The organism is Flavobacterium denitrificans DSM 15936, assembly GCF_000425445.1.
Taxonomy (GTDB): Bacteria; Bacteroidota; Bacteroidia; order Flavobacteriales; family Flavobacteriaceae; genus Flavobacterium; species Flavobacterium denitrificans.
In genome coordinates this window covers 194,507-216,014 of the sequence record NZ_AUDL01000012.1, presented here as the reverse complement: position 1 = coordinate 216,014, position 21,508 = coordinate 194,507, and the positions used below count along the sequence as shown (strand labels likewise).

Annotated in this window: 18 protein-coding genes; 13 read left to right on the top strand and 5 right to left on the bottom strand. The window is 34.4% G+C overall.

Going from position 1 to position 21,508, the window contains the following annotated elements:
• The first annotated feature begins 68 nt into the window (after nt 1–68).
• The 3 genes from pyrH (at nt 69) to H600_RS0108405 (ending at nt 4,020) form a co-directional block, all read left to right on the top strand.
• Nucleotides 69–776 carry a UMP kinase gene (gene pyrH, locus H600_RS0108415; RefSeq protein WP_008465141.1) on the top strand — a complete coding sequence of 236 codons (708 nt, stop codon included), beginning with the start codon at nt 69–71 and terminating at the stop codon, nt 774–776.
• A gap of 67 nt (nt 777–843) precedes the next feature.
• Nucleotides 844–1,407, top strand: coding sequence for a ribosome recycling factor (gene frr, locus H600_RS0108410; RefSeq protein ID WP_026728365.1), 564 nt, complete (start codon nt 844–846; stop codon nt 1,405–1,407).
• A 120-nt stretch (nt 1,408–1,527) separates the two neighbouring features.
• Nucleotides 1,528–4,020 (top strand): DUF5686 family protein, encoded by a 2,493-nt coding sequence (locus H600_RS0108405; protein ID WP_026728364.1) that lies wholly within the window; start codon nt 1,528–1,530, stop codon nt 4,018–4,020.
• A 230-nt stretch (nt 4,021–4,250) separates the two neighbouring features.
• Here H600_RS0108405 and H600_RS0108400 read toward each other — a convergent pair whose 3' ends face one another.
• The 3 genes from H600_RS0108400 to H600_RS0108390 form a co-directional block, all read right to left on the bottom strand.
• On the bottom strand, nt 4,251–6,521 hold the full coding sequence (locus tag H600_RS0108400; RefSeq protein ID WP_026728363.1) for a cation:proton antiporter: 2,271 nt from the start codon (nt 6,519–6,521) through the stop codon (nt 4,251–4,253).
• A 181-nt stretch (nt 6,522–6,702) separates the two neighbouring features.
• Nucleotides 6,703–7,422 carry a LytR/AlgR family response regulator transcription factor gene (locus H600_RS0108395; RefSeq protein ID WP_026728362.1) on the bottom strand — a complete coding sequence of 240 codons (720 nt, stop codon included), beginning with the start codon at nt 7,420–7,422 and terminating at the stop codon, nt 6,703–6,705.
• On the bottom strand, nt 7,385–8,146 hold the full coding sequence (locus H600_RS0108390; protein WP_026728361.1) for a sensor histidine kinase: 762 nt from the start codon (nt 8,144–8,146) through the stop codon (nt 7,385–7,387). Before H600_RS0108390 ends, H600_RS0108395 begins: the two co-directional genes overlap by 38 nt.
• Before the next feature lie 219 nt (nt 8,147–8,365).
• Between H600_RS0108390 and H600_RS0108380 the strand changes: the two genes are divergently transcribed.
• From H600_RS0108380 to rpoN, 4 genes are all read left to right on the top strand, one after another.
• Nucleotides 8,366–10,735 (top strand): efflux RND transporter permease subunit, encoded by a 2,370-nt coding sequence (locus tag H600_RS0108380; RefSeq protein WP_026728359.1) that lies wholly within the window; start codon nt 8,366–8,368, stop codon nt 10,733–10,735.
• A gap of 186 nt (nt 10,736–10,921) precedes the next feature.
• Nucleotides 10,922–11,110: a hypothetical protein gene (locus H600_RS0108375; RefSeq protein ID WP_157509889.1), complete on the top strand. Its 189-nt coding sequence runs from the start codon at nt 10,922–10,924 to the stop codon at nt 11,108–11,110.
• A gap of 34 nt (nt 11,111–11,144) precedes the next feature.
• Nucleotides 11,145–12,590: an asparagine--tRNA ligase gene (gene asnS, locus H600_RS0108370; RefSeq protein WP_026728357.1), complete on the top strand. Its 1,446-nt coding sequence runs from the start codon at nt 11,145–11,147 to the stop codon at nt 12,588–12,590.
• Between the two features lie 134 nt (nt 12,591–12,724).
• The gene (rpoN, locus tag H600_RS0108365; RefSeq protein ID WP_026728356.1) at nt 12,725–14,185 is read left to right on the top strand and encodes an RNA polymerase factor sigma-54; all 1,461 of its coding nucleotides are present in this window, start codon (nt 12,725–12,727) and stop codon (nt 14,183–14,185) included.
• 286 nt (nt 14,186–14,471) lie between these two features.
• On the opposite strand, the gene H600_RS0108360 is transcribed toward rpoN, so the two are convergent.
• Nucleotides 14,472–14,891 (bottom strand): hypothetical protein, encoded by a 420-nt coding sequence (locus H600_RS0108360; protein WP_026728355.1) that lies wholly within the window; start codon nt 14,889–14,891, stop codon nt 14,472–14,474.
• A gap of 33 nt (nt 14,892–14,924) precedes the next feature.
• Nucleotides 14,925–15,515, bottom strand: coding sequence for a thymidine kinase (locus H600_RS0108355; protein WP_026728354.1), 591 nt, complete (start codon nt 15,513–15,515; stop codon nt 14,925–14,927).
• 246 nt (nt 15,516–15,761) lie between these two features.
• Between H600_RS0108355 and H600_RS0108350 the strand changes: the two genes are divergently transcribed.
• The 6 genes from H600_RS0108350 (at nt 15,762) to H600_RS0108325 (ending at nt 21,397) form a co-directional block, all read left to right on the top strand.
• Nucleotides 15,762–16,817, top strand: coding sequence for a hypothetical protein (locus H600_RS0108350; RefSeq protein ID WP_026728353.1), 1,056 nt, complete (start codon nt 15,762–15,764; stop codon nt 16,815–16,817).
• Between the two features lie 39 nt (nt 16,818–16,856).
• Nucleotides 16,857–17,576 (top strand): 16S rRNA (cytidine(1402)-2'-O)-methyltransferase, encoded by a 720-nt coding sequence (rsmI, locus tag H600_RS0108345; RefSeq protein WP_026728352.1) that lies wholly within the window; start codon nt 16,857–16,859, stop codon nt 17,574–17,576.
• Nucleotides 17,577–17,605: 29 nt separating this feature from the next.
• Nucleotides 17,606–17,914: a hypothetical protein gene (locus H600_RS0108340; protein WP_026728351.1), complete on the top strand. Its 309-nt coding sequence runs from the start codon at nt 17,606–17,608 to the stop codon at nt 17,912–17,914.
• Nucleotides 17,915–17,931: 17 nt separating this feature from the next.
• Nucleotides 17,932–18,276, top strand: a complete 345-nt coding sequence (locus tag H600_RS0108335) for a HopJ type III effector protein (RefSeq protein WP_026728350.1) — start codon at nt 17,932–17,934, stop codon at nt 18,274–18,276.
• Between the two features lie 150 nt (nt 18,277–18,426).
• Nucleotides 18,427–20,127, top strand: a complete 1,701-nt coding sequence (gene recJ / locus H600_RS0108330) for a single-stranded-DNA-specific exonuclease RecJ (RefSeq protein WP_026728349.1) — start codon at nt 18,427–18,429, stop codon at nt 20,125–20,127.
• Nucleotides 20,117–21,397, top strand: a complete 1,281-nt coding sequence (locus tag H600_RS0108325; RefSeq protein ID WP_026728348.1) for an MFS transporter — start codon at nt 20,117–20,119, stop codon at nt 21,395–21,397. Before recJ ends, H600_RS0108325 begins: the two co-directional genes overlap by 11 nt.
• The last annotated feature ends 111 nt before the right edge of the window (nt 21,398–21,508 follow it).

Sequence of the window (21,508 nt, the reverse complement as noted above, 5' to 3'; positions counted from 1 at the left end):
TTTTTTGTAAACATTATTTTTAAAAATCAGAATATGTCTATATTTGCACAAATTAACGCAACACAAACATGAAATATAAAAGAATTCTTCTGAAACTTAGCGGCGAGGCCTTAATGGGTGATTTACAATACGGAATTGACCCGAAAAGATTAGGCGAATATGCAGATGAAATCAAGCAGATTCACGATAAAGGAGTAGAAATTGCTATTGTTATTGGAGGAGGAAATATTTTTAGAGGCGTTGCCGGAGCAAGTTCTGGAATGGACAGAGTGCAAGGTGATTATATGGGAATGCTTGCAACTGTTATTAACGGAATGGCTTTACAAGGCGCACTTGAAGACAAAGGAATGAAAACGCGTTTGCAGACTGCTTTAAAAATGGAATCTATCGCAGAACCATATATCAAAAGAAGAGCAGATCGTCACCTTGAAAAAGGAAGAATCGTAATTTTTGGTGCTGGAACTGGAAACCCATATTTTACAACAGATACTGCAGCAGTTTTAAGAGGAATCGAAATCAATGCTGATGTTATCTTAAAAGGAACACGTGTTGATGGAGTGTACGATTCTGATCCAGAAAAAAATGCTTCAGCTGTAAAATTTGATTTCATTTCGTTTGACGATGTAATCAAAAAAGGATTAAATGTAATGGATACTACTGCTTTTACATTAAGCCAAGAAAACAAATTGCCAATCGTTGTTTTTGATATGAACAAAATTGGAAATCTGTTGAAAATCTGCGAAGGCGAAAATATTGGAACTGTAGTTAATATATAGTCTCAGTCACAGTTTACAGTCACAAGACTAAATTGAAAACTGAGAATAAAACTGAAAATCAAAAAAAATGAGTGAAGAAATAGATTTCATATTAGAAAGTACGGAAGAATCAATGAATGGTTCTATTGCGCATTTAGAAAAAGAATTTCTAAATATTCGTGCAGGAAAAGCTTCTCCAGCAATGCTTGGAGGTGTTTTTGTTGATTACTACGGAGCTGCTACACCACTTTCTCAAGTATCTAAAATCAGTGTTCCAGATGCGAGAACAATTACTTTGCAGCCGTTTGAAAAAAACATGTTGTCAGCAATTGAAAAAGCAATTATGGTTGCCAACATTGGTTTCAACCCAATGAACAACGGAGACGTAATCATCATTAGCGTACCGCCTTTGACAGAAGAACGTCGTCGTGATTTGGCAAAACAAGCAAAATCTGAGGCTGAAGATGCTAAAATTGGTATCCGTAATTCTCGTAAAGATGCCAACACTGACATCAAAAAATTAGAAAAAGAAGGAACTTCTGAAGACATCTGCAAATCTGCTGAAGAAGAAGTTCAAAACTTAACAAATGCTTACACAAAAAAAATTGATGAGTTATTGGCTGCAAAAGAAGCTGAAATCATGAAAGTGTAATTACATTTGGCACAAAATACAAAAATCCGTTTGGTGTAATCTTGCCAAACGGATTTTTTTATTCTTATTTTTGCATACCAAAAGTAAAATCTTTTCGTTTTTGAAACTATAACCCTCTGTATGAAGCTATTTTGTTTATTGACTTTGTTTTTTACGCTTACTATCCAAGCGCAATTTCAAATAAACGGAATTGTTACAGATTCAAACAACAAACCACTCCCTTTTGCGACCATAACCACGACAGACAACAACAATACAATAACCGATGTTGATGGGAAATTTGAGCTTAAAATCAATTCAAAAACGACGACTTTTGCGGTTTCTTATATTGGTTTTCAAACAAAATTAGTTCCTGTTGTAGAGAAGAAAAAATTTTATCCGATTTCGCTTTCTCAAAAAACAGATGACTTAAAAGAGGTTGTTGTTTCAAATGAAAATCCTGCTTTAACAATCATTAAAAAAGTTATTGCAAATAAGAACAAAAACAATCCCCAGAAGAGACTAAGCAGTTTTGAATATAAAACATACAACAAGTTGATTGTTACTGCAAATCCGGACTCTATCGACGGCAGAATTGATACTTCTGCAGCTTATAAAGATTTCAATAAAAAAGAAATTAATATTGATTCTTCTGATTATAAGTTTAAAGAAATTATAACCAAACAACATTTATTTCAAACAGAGAAAGTTTCGCAATATCAATTTGGAAACAAGAAATTAAAAGAAACAATTCTCGGAACAAAAATGGCAGGTTTTAAACAACCTGTTTACGAAATCATTGCCTTCAACTTGCAGTCTATTTCGATTTATGATTCGAAATATGAATTGTTTGAAACCAAACACCAAAGTCCAATTGCTGACAACGCTTTTTCTGATTACAATTACAAGCTTTTAGACACTGTACCAATCAAAGGTCGCAATACCTTTATGATTTACTTTAAAAACAAGAAAAGAAAAACAAATGCATTAGAAGGTGTTTTGTATATCGATCAGGAAAATTTTGCTGTTGCGAAAGCGGTTATGCGAATAAAAGCCGTTTTGGATATTAGTGGCATTCACGAATTTGAATATGTTCCTGAAGAGAAAATTTGGTTCCAAAGCAACACTACTTTCAAAATTGTAAAAGGGAAAAATGATGATGATATTAAGATTTTAGGCGGAACGATTCAATTTGATGGTGATGTTGAAGACAATTACGAACGAAGAAAAAAAGTGGCTTCCGATTTTACGTATTTAATTTCTGAAAGCAATAATTTTGACATTCATTACAACACTAATCCTTCAATAAAAAATCCGTCGCTTTATATTGAAATTAAAGATGATGCAAATAAAAAGCCAGAAGAATTCTGGAATCAATATCGTAAAGAAAGTTTAGATCTTAAAGGCCAAAGAACTTATCAATTAATAGACAGTTTATCGCTTAGCAAAAGAATTGAAAAACGTCTTGGTTTAGGCCGAAAAATCATCAATGGTTATCTTCCGCTTGGTCCAATTGATTTGGATCTGAAAAAAGTCATCAGTTATAACAATTACGAAGGTTTCCGTTTAGGACTTGGAGGTGTTACGAATGATCGTTTTTCTAAACATTTCAGAATTGAAGGTTATGGCGCATACGGAACAAAAGATGGTGTTTTTAAATACAATTTAGGAGCTGGTGTTTTATTAGACAAAAACACCAATACCTGGCTGAACGGATCCTACACAGATGATGTGCGAGAGATTGCGAGTACCGTTTTTGCCGTTGACAAACGTGTTTTCAAGATTTATGATCCAAGGCCAATTAACATTAGTACTTTTTATCATTACACGAGCTGGAAAGCGAATATTCAGACCAAATTTATTCCGAAAACAGAAGCTGTTTTTGAGCTTGCACGAACTTATGTCGAGCCAAAATTTGATTATCTTTTCAACTATAATGGGCAATTGTATTCGAATTATATTATGACTACGGCAATGGCTTCGATTGTTTGGGCGCCTTTCAGTGAATTCATGCAGACTCCGACCGGAAGAACAGAAACAGACAAAAGATTTCCGAGATTTACTTTTCAATATACACAATCGTTACCAAATGTTTTAGAAAACGATTTTACATTCAGCAAAATTGATTTCAAAACCGAATATGAAAAAAAATACCTGAACGGACAAAAAACAAGTTTGCTTTTACAAGGCGGTGTTGCAATGGGCGATGTTCCAATTACGCATTTATACAACACAATGCCAAACAACCTTACTAAAGAAACTATAATTCAGCGTATTACTTTTGCCGGAAGAAACAGCTTTGAGACCATGTTTTTTAATGAGTTTTTCTCCAGCCAATATTTATTCTTTCAAATAAAACATGGTTTTGACCGAATTAAGATCATGAAAAAAGTTCGACCTTCATTGGTTTTAGTAACCCGAATGGCTTGGGGAAATATGGAAAAACCGGAACAACATGTTGGACCTGCATATAAAACTTTAGATAAAGGATATTTCGAGTCTGGAATTGAGTTAAATCGAATTTTCAAAGGTTTTGGTTTAGGGGGATTCTATCGCTACGGACCGAATCAATTGCCAAGGTTTGACGATAATATCGCAGTTAAGATTTCTTATGTTATTGATTTGGGGCTTTAATTTAAAATTCCAAATTTTTCAGCCACGAATTAACGAATTTCACTGCTTAATTTTGTGAAAATTTTTCCGCTTAATTTCACAAATTGTAACAAAATAAATTTGTGAAATTTATGATTAACAAACCGTGCAAAGAAATCCGATAAATTCGTGAATTGGTGGCTATAAAAAAATCCCAAACTCCAATATTAAAATTGGAATTTGAGATTTAACATATTGAAATTTTAAAAACTTTATGGCTTAAGAATCAAAACTGATGGCGTATTATTCAGCCAAGTGCTTTGCGACTCGATAAGTTTTTTCCAGCTGTCTAAACTAATAATCATTAAGTTCTGACTTTCTAAAAACTCTTTCTTAATTGTTCTGTCATGCATAATCATAATGTGATTTGGTGCAATTTGTTCAATTGAGCGAATTGTTTCTTGAATATCTCTTGTATTTTTCACCTCACCGCTGGCATCTAAAACTGTTATTTGAGAACCATTATTATTGATCAGTTTTTTAGCGTATTCAATTAAATAAGCATCTTCTTTGCTAAAAACCGGCATAAAAACCTGATCAACTTCTTCTAAATCCTTATCAATAAAAATTCCGACTGGCATTTTACTTTTTGTAATAATATGACGCGTTCTTTCATCAAAAGGATTATTCTCAAACAAACCTTCTTTTCCGGTAAACTTATCAATCAAACGATCCGGATTTACAATTCTGGTTGTAAATCCAAGTATTTTACCGAGTAAAGTACCGTCAAAAATAGATTGTCCCAAACCAACAAGCAATAAATCATATTCCCCCTGATTCGCTGTATCAATAATATCAGCATCGATATCATTTGTTACTTTAAAAAAGCTGTTAATATTTTGATTCAATTGTTTTGATTCCTCAATAATCGGAACCAGCATTTTTCGCTCGTGATCTTTAACGTCAAATGAATGTATTTCTGTACTTAAAGACAAATGCATTGCCGTTACAACCGAGTTGTCGCCCTGTTTTTTAACTAAGCTATTTGCAATTTTAAGCAGTTTCTTTCCCCTTTCAGGTGTTGCAAACGAAAGCAGAATCTTGTATTTGCTTTTGGTTCCAATTTCCTCCGGAACGGCAGTCGCTTTATCTTTAAAAATAAAATTGATGAAATCTAAAGCCGGTCCAGTCATAAAAGTTGTTATCAAAGCCATGATTACCATCATAGTAAAAATCTCTGTCGATAATACTCCTAGATCATAACCAATATTCAAAACAACCAATTCCATCAATCCACGAGTGTTCATCAAAGCACCAATGGCTAAACTGTCTTTCCAGTTTTGACCTACAAATTTTGCTGCTAAAGCACTTCCAAAGAATTTCCCAACAACTGCTACAACAATAATAATTCCGGTGATTTTCCACAAAGCAGGATCGTTCAATAATCCGATTTGTGTACGTAAACCAGTAAAAACAAAGAACAAAGGCAGAAGTACAATAATTGCAACGTCTTCTACTTTTTCGATAAAAATATTTCTGAATTTATTGTTTTCCGGCATAATTGCTCCAGCTAAAAAAGCGCCAAACAAAGCGTGAATTCCGATTAATTCAGCTGCATATGCTGAGAATAAAAGTGTCAAGAAAAAAATTGCAACAACCGGCTTATTCAAACTTTCGCGAGTTGAATTTAAGTCGCCAACACGTTTTAAGAAAGGACGAACAATTTTGAGCATGATAATTACATACAAAATCGCCAAACCAATTACATAAAGCGAACTTGTTAATGAACCTGCTTTTACGATTGCAATTACAACCGCCAAAATACACCAAGCCGTAATATCATCAGCCGCAGCACAAGTAATCGCAATGGTCCCAAGTTTGGTTTTTTGAAGACCTCGTTCCTGCACTATTCTTGCTAATACCGGAAATGCCGTAATACTCATGGCGATTCCCATAAATAATCCGAAGGAAGAAAAAGCAACTCCATCAGGAGCAAGAGTTCCATAAATAAAATAAGCCAAGACTAATCCTAAAGCAAACGGAATAACGATACTTGCGTGACTAATTACAACGGCATCGTGCGCTTTATTTTTCAATACTTTCAAATCCAATTCCATTCCGATTACGAACATGAAAAGGATTAAACCAATCTGACTTAAAAACTGAAGATTTCCTAAAGATTCCTTTGGAAACAAAGCCGCTGAAAACTCCGGAAAATACATTCCAACTAAAGATGGCCCGAGAACAATTCCCGCAATCATTTCCCCGATTACAGATGGTTGTCCGATTTTTCTAAAAAACCACCCAAACAAACGCGCAACCAAAATAATAGTTACAATTTGTGCTAATAATATGGCAAGAGGATGCTGTAAGTTTTCAACCATTGAATGCAAGAAATCGTTCCAATGATTGCTTTCTATTTTTTTTTCTAAAACATTTCGTCCAGCTTCAAGAGATGCTCCCTGAGAAATTATCCAATAAATTAGAGTAGTAAAACCACCAATAACTGTAATGTAAAATAAGGAGTTTTTAAAGTTATTCATAACTCGTTTTTTAAAATTATGAAACAAATATCAGAAGTCGATTTTATGTACAAAAGCAATTTGAAAGCTAATTTTCAATCTATGTAATAAGTCCGAAAAACTTTGTAATAAGTTCTAAAACGGGCTTCTCCCGAAGCCTCGGGATCGCTCAGCCCGACATGATTTTGACTTATTTCTCCCTTTATATTTTCACCTTTTTCAAAAAGTCTGCGCGATAGGTTTCGCTCAAAATCATGCTTGCATTTTTGTTGTTTTCTTCCAAATGATGCAATACAATTTCGTTATGATTAAAAAATTTCACGGCTTTTACAGCAACAATTTCTTTTTTGTTAACACGACAAAAATCGGCGTCAGGCAATTCATTTAAAAGCGTATCAAATTTAATGTTTTTCAAATTCAAAAAACTGCCATCAGTCAATAAAACTGTTTTATCCCGACTATCACTAAGAGCTGTTTTTATATATTGAATTTGATTAAAATAAAGTAACGTTTTGCCTTTGTCTGTATTGAGCTGAATGAATTTTTTCTTTGTGTCAGGTTTTTCAAAACGTTCAACGGCTTTGGCAATCGCTTTTTGCAAACGCTCCAATTTTACCGGTTTTGTAATATAATCTATAGCATCAATATTAAAAGCATCGGCAGCGTATTCTTTATAAGCGGTGCAAAAAATCACCAACTTATTTTGGAGCATTTCAGCCAAATGAAGTCCGTCGATTCCAGGCATTTCGATATCCGAAATCAGCAAATCAAAATCTAGATCGGCGAAATCAGACAAAAGTTTTTCAGGGTTATTATATGTCTTTACAATTTCCAGTTCTGGAATTTGTTCGCAAAGCATTTTCAGGTACGTTAATCCCGGAAGCTCATCGTCCAGAAGCAAGCATTTCAGTTTTGTATCCAAGTAAATCTATTTTTAGATGCGCAATATAAACATCGTTTTCTACAAACTTATCGAGTTTGAAATTATTCTTGTAAATGATGCGAAGGCGGTGTTCTAAAGTGGCATGTCCAAAACCACTTCGTTCCTTTTTCAATACTTTTTTATCCGAAATTTTATTCGAAACCGTCATAAAAAAGGCATTGTCTTTAAACTCAAAAACAACCGAAATAAAAGCATCTGCACTTTGCAAATCAGCATGTTTAAAGGCATTCTCAATTAAATCAATCGAAATTAGCGGTGCCAATAAAGGCTGATCATAAAGTTTGTCTTCCTTGTTGATGTTCGTTTTAATCTTTAATTCAAAAAGCGGACTTATTTTAATCTTATTGATTTCAATCAAATTCAGCGCAAAATCAATTTCTTCTTTGGCAGTGACAAATTTCTTTTTGCTTTCGTATAAAATATAATCCAGCACATTTGCCAGTTTATCTAAAGCGAAATAAGTTTGGTAAGCATGCGACTGAATGGAATTCAAAATATTCTTAAACAAATGCGGATTCAGTTTTGACTCGAGAGTTTCCAACTGCAAATCATTAACTTTTACTTCAAGTGCATAAAAGCTCTTTTCGGCATTATCTTTTGCTTTTTTGGCTTGTACCAATTGGTAAATCATAAAACAAATGATAATGACAAGCAATAAAAGAATTGCCAGAAAAATAAAAGTTGCGGTATTATTTTGTTGCATTTATCAAGTAAAGTTTAAAAGTTCATTTGGTATGAATTTGCCAGTAATTTTTCATTTTCAATACAAATATGAGAAAAGCTCGCGACTAAATAACAAAAAACAAGAAAATTATTACAACATAAAAACTTGCAAATTTGTGTTAACATTGCGTAAAATACAATCGATTATTTATGATTTTGAGCACTTTTCACTACATTTGCAACCATTTTTAAAGATTTTATGAAAAACTCAATTCAAGTTGGATTTTGGGAAAAACTCGCCCGAATTATACTTAAAAACAGAATCACAATTCTGGTTTTGCTTTCTGCATTAACCATTTTTCTTGGTTTTCAGTGGAAAAACCTTTCTATGACTTATACTGAAGCAAACTTGCTTCCGAAGGATCATAAAGCAAACAAAGATTACCAAAAATTTCTAGACAAGTTTGGTGAAGAAGGAAATCTTGTTGTGATTGGTTTTAACGATCCTAAATTCTTCACGCCAAAAAACTATGCGGCTTGGAATGAATTGATGACAGGTTTAAAAAAATCAAAAGAAGTTGATTTAGTGGTTTCTTTAAATGATTTGAAAAAACTTGAAAAAGATACGATTAACGAAAAATTCGTTTTAACGCCTTTTATCGATCAAAGCAAAGCGTTAGATCCCGCTTATTTGAAAAGCATTCAACACGATTTATTCAACAATTTGCCTTTTTACGAAGGTCTTTTATTTAACAAAGAAAGCGGAAGTGTTCGTTCGGCGATTTACATCAATAAGGCTTTAGTAAATACACCGGAAAGAAAGACTTTTATACTTGAAAATTTAGTTCCGAAAATCAATAAATTCGAAAAAACAACTGGAATTGATTTGAAAGTTTCCGGAATGCCTTATATCAGAACCATCAATGCTGATGATATGAAAGGCGAAATTGGATTGTTCATTGGAGCGGCTTTATTGACGGTTTCATTGATTTTCTTTTTCTTTTTCCGTTCGTTCAGAGCAACATTTATTTCGATTTGTATTTTAATTGTTGGTGTAATCTGGTCATTCGGAACACTGGGATTATTTGGTTATAAAATCACGATTTTAACCGCTATTATTCCGCCACTGATTATCGTAATCGGGATTACAAACTGTATTTTCCTGATCAATAAATACCAGCAGGAAATCAAATTGCATAACAATCAGGCAAAAGCATTGCAACGCGTTATTTCTAAAATTGGAGTTTCGACTTTAATGACGAATTTGACAACGGCGATTGGTTTTGCCACGTTTATGATTACTGGAAATGATTTGCTTTTTGAGTTTGGTTTAGTGACCTCGATCAACGTGATTTCGGTTTATTTATTGACGCTTTTTATCGTGCCAATTATTTACAGTTTCATGCCACTTCCAAAAGAAAAGCATTTATATCACTTGACTAAAACCTACATTTCGACTTTATTGAATGTTGTTGAAGACTTGGTAAAAACAAAACGTAAAATCGTTTATATTGTTTACGGCTTACTTTTGGTTTTCAGCGTAATTGGAGTTGCTCAAATGAAAGTTTCAGGAAGTTTGATTGGCGAAATGCCAAAAAGCGCTTCTTTCTTTAAAGATATTTTGTTTTACGAAAAAGAGTTCAACGGCGTAATGCCATTGGAAATTATGATTGACACCAAAAAGAAAAAAGGTGTTATGAAAGCTTCGACGATTCGTAAAATGGACGAATTGCAAAATACAATTGCAGAAATTCCAGAATTGGCAAAACCAGTTTCGATTGTGAATTTGGTCAAATATTCGAAACAAGCTTTTTATAATGGAAATCCGGAATATTACCAATTACCGACTTCCCAAGAACAAGCTTTTATTTTGAGTTATGCCAAAAATGCGACCAAAAACAGCAAAGAAAATTTAATGAAAGCTTATGTAGATTCTACCGGACAATATGCCCGAATCACGACTTTCATGAAAGATATTGGAACGGACGAAATGGCGAAAGTGGAGAAAAAATTAAACAACAAAATTGCCGAAATTTTCCCAAAAGACCGTTACGAAGTTACCGTTACCGGAAAAGCATTGGTTTTCCAAAAAGGGACATCGTATTTAGTTGACAATTTAATTGAATCGTTAATTTTTGCAATTGCGGTTATTGCAATATTGATGCTGTATTTATTCCGTTCTTTCAAAATGGTAATGGCGTCTGTAATTACAAATATTTTACCACTTTGTATTACATCTGGATTAATGGGTTATTTCGGAATTCCGTTGAAACCTTCTACGATTTTGGTATTTAGTATTGCGTTTGGAATTTCAGTAGACAATGCGATTCAGTTTATGGCGAAATACAAACATGATTTAATTCAAAGTGGCGGAAAAGTGAAGAAATCAGTTTTCAGTGCTTTAAGAGAAACTGGAATCAGTACTTTTTATACATCAGTAGTTTTGATTTTAGGTTTTGCGACTTTTACATTATCAAGCTTTAGCGGAACGATTGCTCTTGGAGGATTAATTTCTTGTACTTTGGCTTTTGCGATGTTTGCGAATTTGGTTGTATTGCCTTCATTGGTTTTGACTTTTGAGAAGAAGAAAACTAAGAAAGAGGAATTATTGGAGAATTTGGAGGAGTAATTTTTTTTCGCCACGAATTCACGAATTAAAACACCTAAATCTTTGTCAAAGTTTTCAACTTTGGCAAAGATTGACACCCAGTTTGTCATTTCGACGAAGGAGAAATCTTCGCAAGTAGCTCCGCACTGCAATTCCAAACTTTGTCGAGTTTCTTGCGAAGATTTCTCCTTCGTCGAAATGACAAAAATGAGAGAAAAACTAAATTTACAAAACGGTTCTCCTGAAAACGAGTGCCCTAGCCCTGATCGAAGCGGCATCCTTTCTATTTTTTCTTTAAAAATAGAAAGATACAGCGGAGAGCAGGAAACAGCTTCAAAAATTAATTATTATCGTTTATATTTGCAATTCGATATAAAAACACTGATTTTATTTTAATCTAAAATCAGCAATCTATAAATCTAAAATAAAAATGAAACACACAAAGGTTAAAGACTTATTAAACAGTACGACGACGCTACAGGAAGTGAATGCAAAAGGATGGGTGAGAACTTTTAGAAATAATCAGTTCATCGCGCTTAATGACGGTTCTACAATTAATAATATTCAATGTGTTGTTGATTTTGAAAATACACCGGAAGAGACTTTAAAAAGAATCACGACTGGAGCTTCGGTTTCTGTAATTGGAACTTTGGTGGAGAGCAAAGGTGCGGGTCAGAAATACGAAATTCAGGTTACAAAACTGGAGATCCTTGGAGATTCTGATGCGGAGAAATTCCCAATGCAACCTAAAAAACACTCTTTAGAATTTTTACGTGAAAACGCTCACTTGCGTGTACGTACAAATGCTTTTGGTGCGATTATGCGTGTGCGTTCGGTATTGTCATTTGCGGTTCACAAATATTTTCAGGAAAAAGGTTTTGTGTATGTGAACACGCCAATTATCACTGGAGCTGATGCTGAAGGTGCTGGAGAAATGTTTCAGGTAACTTCATTGCCTTTGGATAATCTTCCAAAAAATGAAGAAGGAAACATTGATTTCAAAAAAGATTTCTTTGGAAAACATACCAACTTAACGGTTTCTGGACAGTTAGAAGGTGAAACTTTCGCAATGGCTTTGGGTCAAATTTATACTTTTGGGCCAACTTTTAGAGCAGAGAATTCAAACACTTCTCGTCACTTGGCAGAATTCTGGATGATCGAGCCAGAAGTTGCTTTCAACGATTTGGATGACAACATGGATTTGGCTGAAGATTTTATTCAGTATGTAATTAAATATGCTTTAGATAATTGTGGAGACGATTTGAAATTCTTAGAAGGAAGACTTCTTGAGGAAGAAAAATCTAAACCACAAGCTGAAAGAAGCGAAATGGCTTTGTTAGAGAAATTGAACTTCGTATTGGACAACAACTTCAAACGTGTTTCTTATACAGAAGCAATTGACATTTTAAGAGATTCAACTCCAAATAAAAAGAAGAAATTCCAATATTTAATCAACGAATGGGGAGCTGATTTACAGTCAGAACACGAGCGTTTCTTGGTTGAAAAGCACTTTAAATGTCCGGTAATTTTATACGATTACCCAGCAAACATCAAAGCGTTTTACATGCGTTTGAATGACAATACAGAACCAGGAAGAGAAACTGTTCGTGCAATGGATATCCTTTTCCCTGGAATTGGAGAAATCGTTGGTGGTTCTGAAAGAGAAGAGCGTTACGATGTTTTGGTTGAGAAAATGGAAAAACTTGGAATTGACAAAGAAGAATTATACTGGTATTTAGACACCAGAAGATTTGGTTCTGCAACGCACGCAGGTTTTGGTTTAGGATTTGAACGTTTGGTATTGTTTGTTACAGGTATGACAAACATTAGAGACGTAATTCCTTTCCCAAGAACTCCTGGAAGTGCAGAGTTTTAATCTAAGATTCTAAGTCGCTAAGACACTAAGATTCTAAGTTTTTAAAATATAAATAAAATAATTTTACGCGAATTCAATTCGTCAACATAAGATACTTAGCCTCTTAGGAGCTTAGTATTTTAGCAACTTTTTTTATGCTAAAGCAATTTTTAAATTTAAAATTATCACAAAAATTATCTCCACAGCAAATACAGCTGATGAAGTTAATTCAATTGCCTACGCAAGCTTTTGAACAGCGTTTATTAGAAGAAATGAACGAAAATCCGGCTCTGGAAGCTGGAAAAGAAGACGATTACGAAGCTGATGAATACGCTAATGAAGACTACGACGATTATGATGATGCAGAATCAGACAGAATCGAAGCAGACGACATTAATATTGACGAATATCTAAGCGACGACGATACGCCTGATTACAAAACTCAGGTAAACAATTACAGTGACGATGAGGAACGCGAAACACCTTTTGCGGCTCCGATTAGTTTCCATCAGGATTTAATCAATCAGCTGAATACTTTTATTTTGAACGATGAAGAACGCGAAATCGCGGAATTCCTAGTTGGAAGTATTGATGATATGGGATACATCCGCAGAAGCATTCCGGACATTGTAGACGACATGGCTTTTACTCAGGGAATTTACACTGATGAAGCAATGGTCGAAAAAATGATGACAGTGATTCATGAGCTGGAACCTTCGGGAGTTGGAGCGCGTGATTTGCAGGAATGCCTACTTCTTCAGTTAAAACATAAAACACCCACCGAATATGTTGATTTAGCCATTGACATTATCGAAAATCAGTTTGATGCTTTTACGAAGAAACATTACGATAAATTATTGCAAAAATACAGCGTTTCGAACGAACAGCTTAAAAAAGCGATTCACGAAATTGAAAGACTGAACCCAAAACCAGGCGGTTCTTTTACAGGCAATAATAAAGTTACAGAAAATATAGTTCCGGATTTTGCGATCAGAATTGTAGATGGCGAATTAGAACTGACTTTAAACGGAAGAAATGCTCCTTCCCTGCACGTTTCGAAAGATTATCAGGAAATGATGCAAACGTATAAAGATTCTCGTGATAAATCTTCGGCACAGAAAGATGCGGTTCAGTTTATCAAACAAAAACTGGATTCGGCCAAATGGTTTATCGACGCCATCAGACAACGTCAGGAAACACTTTTTGTAACCATGAATGCGATTATGCATTATCAGGAAGAATATTTCTTAGACGGCGACGAAACCAAACTAAAACCAATGATCTTAAAAGATATTGCCGATATGGTTGGTTTGGATATTTCTACAATTTCTCGTGTGGCAAACAGCAAATATGTTGAAACACCATACGGAACAAAACTGATCAAGGAATTTTTCTCTGAAGCGATGAAAAACGATCAAGGAGAAGATGTCTCAACTCTTGAAATCAAAAAAATCCTTCAAAATACGATAGAAGAAGAGGATAAAAGAAAACCGCTTCCAGACGATCAATTGGCCGAAATCTTAAAAGAAAAAGGCTATCCAATTGCTAGAAGAACGATTGCAAAATACCGTGAACAATTGGATATTCCGGTTGCGAGAATGAGAAAGAAGATTTAATTCTTTTTAACTAATCATATAAGAGATATAAGTTTATTTAAAATAGCAAACCCGACAAATTTTAAAATTTGTCGGGTTTCTTTTTTCCCGTTCGCATATTAAACTGGACTGAAGTCCAGCCCTACAATATGGATCGAGCCGAAGGCTCTTTTAGTTCCGGAGGAACGAATTATTTTGTAGAGCTGGACTTCAGTCCAGTTTACATATCGTATTTTGATTTTATATAAAAAATAAGCCCGACAGGTTTTAAAAACCTGTCGGGCTTACCAACGTCTATTTTTTTTTATTATTTATACTGATCAGGAATTATTTTCACATCAAACAAAAATTCCTTCTTTTTGTCACTGTAACTATAAATCAAAGTATAATCATTATCTCTAAAAACCTGAAGTCCTGGATTTGCTTTGGCTGTACTCAAAAGGCTTTTTTCAATTTCTTTCTGAATAACATCACTTTCAGCGTTAATTTTCTCAACCTTTGTCAAAGTCAAATGATATTGAGCAACTTTCTCACTTCCTAAACTGACACTATCTAAACGAATTCCTTCCTGAATAGTCAATGGACAATTTTTATTATATTTTTCTACAAGCTCCGTTATTTCTATATTCACTTCCTCTTCTTTTTCTGAAAGGAAAAATTGAAAATAAATCACTGCAGCAATCGCAATTCCTATAATAATCAATAGTAAGATATTCGACTTTCTCATATTTTATTTACTTGACCAAATTAAAACAGCAACTTACTTTTCCTGAATTTTCTTCATCGCATTAAAATACGCAGCACGACTAAGTGGCTCGTATTCTTCTGTTTCTCCAAGCATTACTAATTTATCATTATCTGTTTTTCTGAAACTATAATTAGCGAGATTTCCTGTTCTGGTACAAACAGCATGGACTTTGGTAACATATTCAGCAGTTGCCATAAGAGCTGGCATTGGCCCAAAAGGATTTCCTTTAAAATCCATATCAAGACCTGCTACAATTACACGAATTCCCTGATTAGCTAAGTCATTGCAAACCCTAACAATTTCATCATCAAAAAACTGCGCTTCATCTATACCAATTACGTCACAACCTTGAGCCAATATCAAAATATTTGCTGCCGCTGGAACAGGTGTTGAACGGATTTCGTTAGCGTCATGAGACACTACCATTTCGTCATGATAACGAGTATCAATAGCAGGTTTGAAGATTTCGACTCTTTGTTTGGCAAATTGGGCACGTTTTAATCTGCGGATTAATTCTTCGGTTTTACCCGAAAACATTGATCCACAAATAACTTCAATCCACCCAAATTGTTCTTTGTGATTTACTGTATTTTCGAGAAACATTTTGTATTTTTCTGCCTTTAAAAATGAATAGTTTTTATTACTTTGTACTGGTAATAAATCGACGTAAAAAATGTGCTGTTTTACATTTTTTCAAAAGTAGAAAATTTTTATCAAATCGGAGATTGGTAAATGTTTATTAACAGAAATAAAAAACATCTTTAAAATATCTTTCGGTTTTATTCAGGATTAAAGACATTCAGACATCAAATACGCTAAAATACCTTATTCACTATAATTTCAACAATTATGAAAAAAAAATTGGAAGCCGATTTAATCAGCATTGCACATCGAATTTTAAAACTTAAAAACAAATCCGATATCAATCAATTATATCTTGAAACACAGAAATTATATGAAAAACTAGCTATTTTAAAATTTGTTGATGAAAATTTCGACGAAGCAAAACCAACAATCAGCCACAGCGAAATCAGCGCTGAAATCGAAACTATTTTTGATAAAGAAGAAGAAATAGCTCCAGCTGAAAGTACTAATACTACATCTGTTCCTGCTGAAGAAAGTAAAGCAGAAAAAACTCCAGAACCTGAAATTGTTGAAGAAATAGTTGCTGAAATTCCGGAAGAAACAACTCCAGAACCAATTGAAGAAGAAGCTCAGGAATCTATTGAAGAACCTATCGTTGAAAAAGTGGAAGAAGCTGAAGCAGTAGAAGAAACTGAAACTGTGGAAAATGCTAAAGATCCAATTATTGAAAAAATCCAAGAAGCTGTTTCTGAAGCTAAAAAAACAATCGAAGCAAATGATCTTTCATTTAAAACGGTCAACGATTCAAATCCGATTCCAGATTTCAAACCTCTTTTCGAATTGGAAAAACCTGAAGAGAAAATCGAAGAAAAAGAAGAGCCAAAAATTGAAACTTCATCAAAACCTACAATTGCATTTGAAGATTTTGGCGTGAACTATGCTGATGCTCAATTTGTAAAAGTAGATAGTTTTGAAGCTGTTCCTTCAACTCCTTTTCCATCACTTAACGAACCTCAAGAAACAATAATTGAAACTGCCGTTTTAGAAACACCAGCAGAACCAAAAGCAGTTACTTTAAACGAAAAACTGGCAAAAGGTTTCCATGTTGACTTAAACGACAGAATTGCTTTTACCAAAAATCTTTTTGGAAACAGCACAGAAGATTATAGTCGTGTTTTAAATCAATTACTGACTTTTGATTCTTATAGCGAAGCAAAAGAATTTATTGAAAACATGGTAAAACCAGATTACAACAATTGGGAAGGAAAAGACGATTACGCTGAACGTTTTCTAGGAATTATTGAGAAAAAATTCGCATAACATCTCACATTTTAAAGCTTACATTTCAGATAAAAAACTATGTCAAAATTATACATCGTTCCGACGCCAATTGGCAATCTTGAAGACATGACTTTCAGAGCCATTCGGGTTTTGAAAGAAGTCGATTTGATTTTGGCGGAAGATACCCGAACAAGCGGAAAACTCTTGAAGCATTTTGAAATTGGCACGCACATGCACAGCCATCATATGCACAACGAGCACAAAACCACCGAAAATTTAATTGCACGTTTGAAAGCTGGCGAAACCATCGCTTTGATTTCAGATGCAGGAACTCCAGCGATTTCTGATCCCGGATTTTTATTGACCCGCGCTTGTGTCGAAAACAAAATCGAAGTTGAATGTCTTCCGGGCGCAACAGCTTTTGTTCCCGCGCTTGTAAACAGCGGACTACCAAATGACAAATTTGTTTTTGAAGGTTTCTTGCCAGATAAAAAAGGACGCCAGACTCGTTTTTTGGCTTTAGCCGAAGAAACACGAACGATGATTTTATACGTTTCTCCGCATAAACTCGTTAAAACTTTAGCTGAATTTGTGCAATATTTTGGAGAAGACCGACAAGTTTGCGTTTCAAGAGAATTATCAAAATTACACGAAGAAAATGTACGCGGAACAGCAAAAGAAGTTTTAGCACATTTTGAAAAAACAGCTCCGCGCGGTGAAATTGTCGTTGTAGTTGCAGGGAAAACAATAGAAAAAGAAGTTAAGAAAAGTAAGTATTCTAAGGACGAAGAAGAATAATTTTTTCGCAATTACAGTTTTATAACTATATGAGAAATGCAGAAATTTTATCTTGGATTTTTTTAGCTTTAGCAATTTCATCTAAAGATTCCCCAGTAGGGTTTGCTTCAATTTCACAAATTGCAGACGGTATAAATCATTCCGTTCCAAATGAAAAAGAAATACAAAATTCTTTGACTTGGCTTAAAAACCATGGACTAGTTTTAAAACTAAAAAATAAATATTCTTTAACTGAAATTGGAAAAGAGATGTTTTCGGACGCCCAAAATACAACGGAAACTCTTTTAAAAATGTGGGAACATTTAGAAAAGAAAATTCAACTTAAACTTCAAGAATAAAATAATAAACTATAATCATGAGCATTCAAGCCTTTTTAGAAAAAGTAAAACAAACACCAACACAAATCACATTTCCTGAAACTATTGCAGTAATTGAGGAAAATTACAACTTTACGCCAACTGCTTTTCAAAACGGAACACAGCACAATGCTGCCGGAGAAAATTCAGGTTCTTGTAAATTATTTTCTTTCGCAAAATTGCAAAACTTAAGCAAAGAAGAAACTTTGGCATGTTTTGGAGCATTTTATTTTGAAGAAGTTTTAGGAGATCCAAATGGAACCAATCACCAAAACATTAGAAATTTCATCAACTTAGGTTGGGACGGAATTCAATTTGAAGGAAATGCTTTAGAAGAAAAGTAAAACGAAAATTCTGCCACGAATTACACAAATTAGCACGAATTTAATTGGTGTAAATTCGTGTAATTCGTGGCAAAAAAAATTACCAATCAGATTAAACGATTTTAGAAATCTACAATCTAAAATCAGTAATCTAAAATCTAAAATCAACCCATGCGTTGGACCTTAAAACCAAAACCTTCTGAAGATAAAATCAAACATTTGGCGCAAGCCTTAAATGTAGAAGATTTTGTAGCAACACTTTTGATTCAGCGTGGCATTGAAACTTTTGAAGATGCGAAGAATTTCTTTCGTCCGTCACTAGAACATCTTCATGATCCGTATTTAATGAAAGATATGGACAAAGCCGTTGCAAGAATAGAACTTGCCATTGAAAATCAGGAAAACATTCTGGTTTTTGGCGATTATGATGTCGACGGAACAACTGCAGTTTCTTTGGTTTCATCTTATTTAAAATCACATTATCCAAATATTGCCACTTATATTCCGGATCGTTATGATGAAGGTTACGGAATCTCTTATAAAGGAATTGACTATGCAGATGATAACGGAATTTCCTTAATTATTGCACTCGACTGCGGAATAAAATCAATTGATCATATCGCCTACGCGAAAGCAAAAAACATCGATTTTATTGTTTGTGATCACCACCGCCCTGGAGAAATTCTTCCGGATGCTGTTGCGGTTTTAGATCCAAAAAGAGAAGATTGCTCCTACCCTTACGATGAATTATGCGGTTGCGGAGTTGGTTTTAAATTGATTCAGGCATTAGGCCAAAATAGAAATGAAACTACAGAAGATTTAATTCCGTATCTGGATTTAGTTGCCACTGCAATTGCTGCCGATATTGTTCCGATTACGGGAGAAAATCGTGTTTTAGCCTATTTCGGATTGAAAGTAATCAACAGCGAACCAAGGCCAGGAATTAAGGCCTTAGTACATCAAGTAAAAAAGAAAGTTTTAGATATTACCGATGTTGTTTTTATCATTTCACCAAGAATCAATGCCGCTGGAAGAATCAAACACGGAAATCACGCCGTAGAATTGTTGACGGAATTCGACTTTGAGCAAGCGCAGCAATTTGCTTCAGAAATTGAACAATACAACGCTGACCGAAAAGATTTGGACAAAAAAATTACCAAAGAAGCTTTCCAGCAAATCCAAGACAATAATGAAGTGGAACGTTTTTCAACTGTAGTTTTTCAAGAAGACTGGCACAAAGGCGTAATCGGAATTGTAGCTTCAAGATTGATCGAAACGTATTATCGTCCAACTTTGGTTTTCACTAAAAGTGGCGACAAATATGCTGCTTCGGCAAGATCAGTAAAAGGATTTGATGTTTATAATGCATTAGATGCCTGCGCAGAACATTTGGAACAATTTGGAGGCCATATGTATGCGGCCGGAATGACTTTAAAAGCCGAAAATTATCAAACTTTCAAAGATGCTTTTGAGAAACAGGTTTCAGAAACCATTTTACCAGAAATGCTGACTCCAGAAATTGAGATCGATGCCGAAATCAATTTCTCAGACATAACTCCAAAACTCATTCGGATTTTAAAACAATTTGAGCCTTTTGGTCCACAAAATATGACACCGGTTTTTATGACATCCGATGTTAAAGATACAGGGTATGCAAAAACACTAGGTTCAGAAGACGAACACTTAAGGCTTTTTGCCAAACAATTTAATTCAGATGGCATTGCGGCAATTGGCTTCGGACTCGGAAAAAAATTAAACATAGCACAAAATCAAAATACATTTCAGCTTGCCTATACAATTGCTGAAAATGAATGGAACGGAAACATTTCAACACAGCTTATGCTGAAAGATATTAGAACAAATGAAAGATAATTCAAATAAGCCAGATCCTTATCAGGCACTTCGTTATAGAGAATTCAATGTGTATTTATTACTTCGTTTCTGCATGGTTTTTGCCTGGGCAATGCAATTTATTGTAATCGAATGGGAAGTTTACAGTTTAACTAAAAACCCGCTTTCGTTAGGAATTATTGGTTTAATGGAAGTAATTCCAGCTGTTGGAATGGCATTATTTGCAGGGCATATTGTCGATCAAAGTGAAAAGAAAGGATTATTGGTAAAATGTATTTTGGGGTTTTCTGTAATTAGTTTTGGATTATTTTTACTGACTTGGCCAAAAGTTGTTGGCGATTTATCTCAAACTGTTGTTTTATATTCCATTTATGCTTTAGTCTTTTTGGGTGGATTGGTTAGAGCATTTTTAGGCCCAACTACTTTCTCTCTTCAATCGCTTATTATTCCAAAAAAAGTATATCCAAATGCTTCTACTTGGAGCAGTTCAGTTTGGCAGATTGGAGCCGTAATGGGTCCGGCTTTGGCTGGATTTTCAATTAACTGGATTGGTGTCCACTGGTCAATGTGTATGGTTTTCGGATTCTCGATTCTCGCCTTAATTGCCTTATCACAAATCAGCAAAAAACCAATCGTAAATCCGAAGATTGGAGAATCAATAAAAGACAGCCTTACAGAAGGATTGACTTTTGTATTCAAAAATCAAGTTGTTTTAGGTGCATTATCACTAGACATGATTGCAGTGCTTTTTGGAGGCGCAGTTGCTTTATTGCCTATTTTTGCTCAGGACATCTTAAAAGTCGGTTCTGAAGGATTCGGAATTTTAAGAGCCGCCCCTGCCGTTGGATCTTTTATTACTATGATCATTTCTGCCTATGTACCTTTATACAAAAATGCCGGAAAAAAACTTCTGGCAGCCATATTTGTTTTTGGATTATCTATCATCTTGTTTGGCCTTTCAACTTATTTCTGGCTTTCTGTTTTTGCCTTATTTTTAAGCGGATTGGCTGATGGAATTTCAGTAGTAATTCGCCAAACGATTTTACAACTTAAAACTCCAGATCATATGCGCGGACGTGTTGGCGCAGTAAATTCGATTTTTGTTGGATCTTCAAATGAATTAGGCGCTTTTGAAAGCGGTGCAACAGCTAAATTGATGGGAACTGTTACTTCGGTTGTTTTTGGAGGAAGCATTACACTTTTGACCGTTTTAGGTTTCGGATTTATATCGCCTACTTTTAGAAATTTAGATCTGAAAAGAGATATGGAAGAGCATCACAAATTGGATTAGAAAGAATCTATTTACGAATGATATTTCAACCTTCGCATTTTACGTAACCAATTAAAAATCAATTATTAGTAAGATTTTTTAGCATTTTTTTATGCTTTTCTTAGTCAAGTG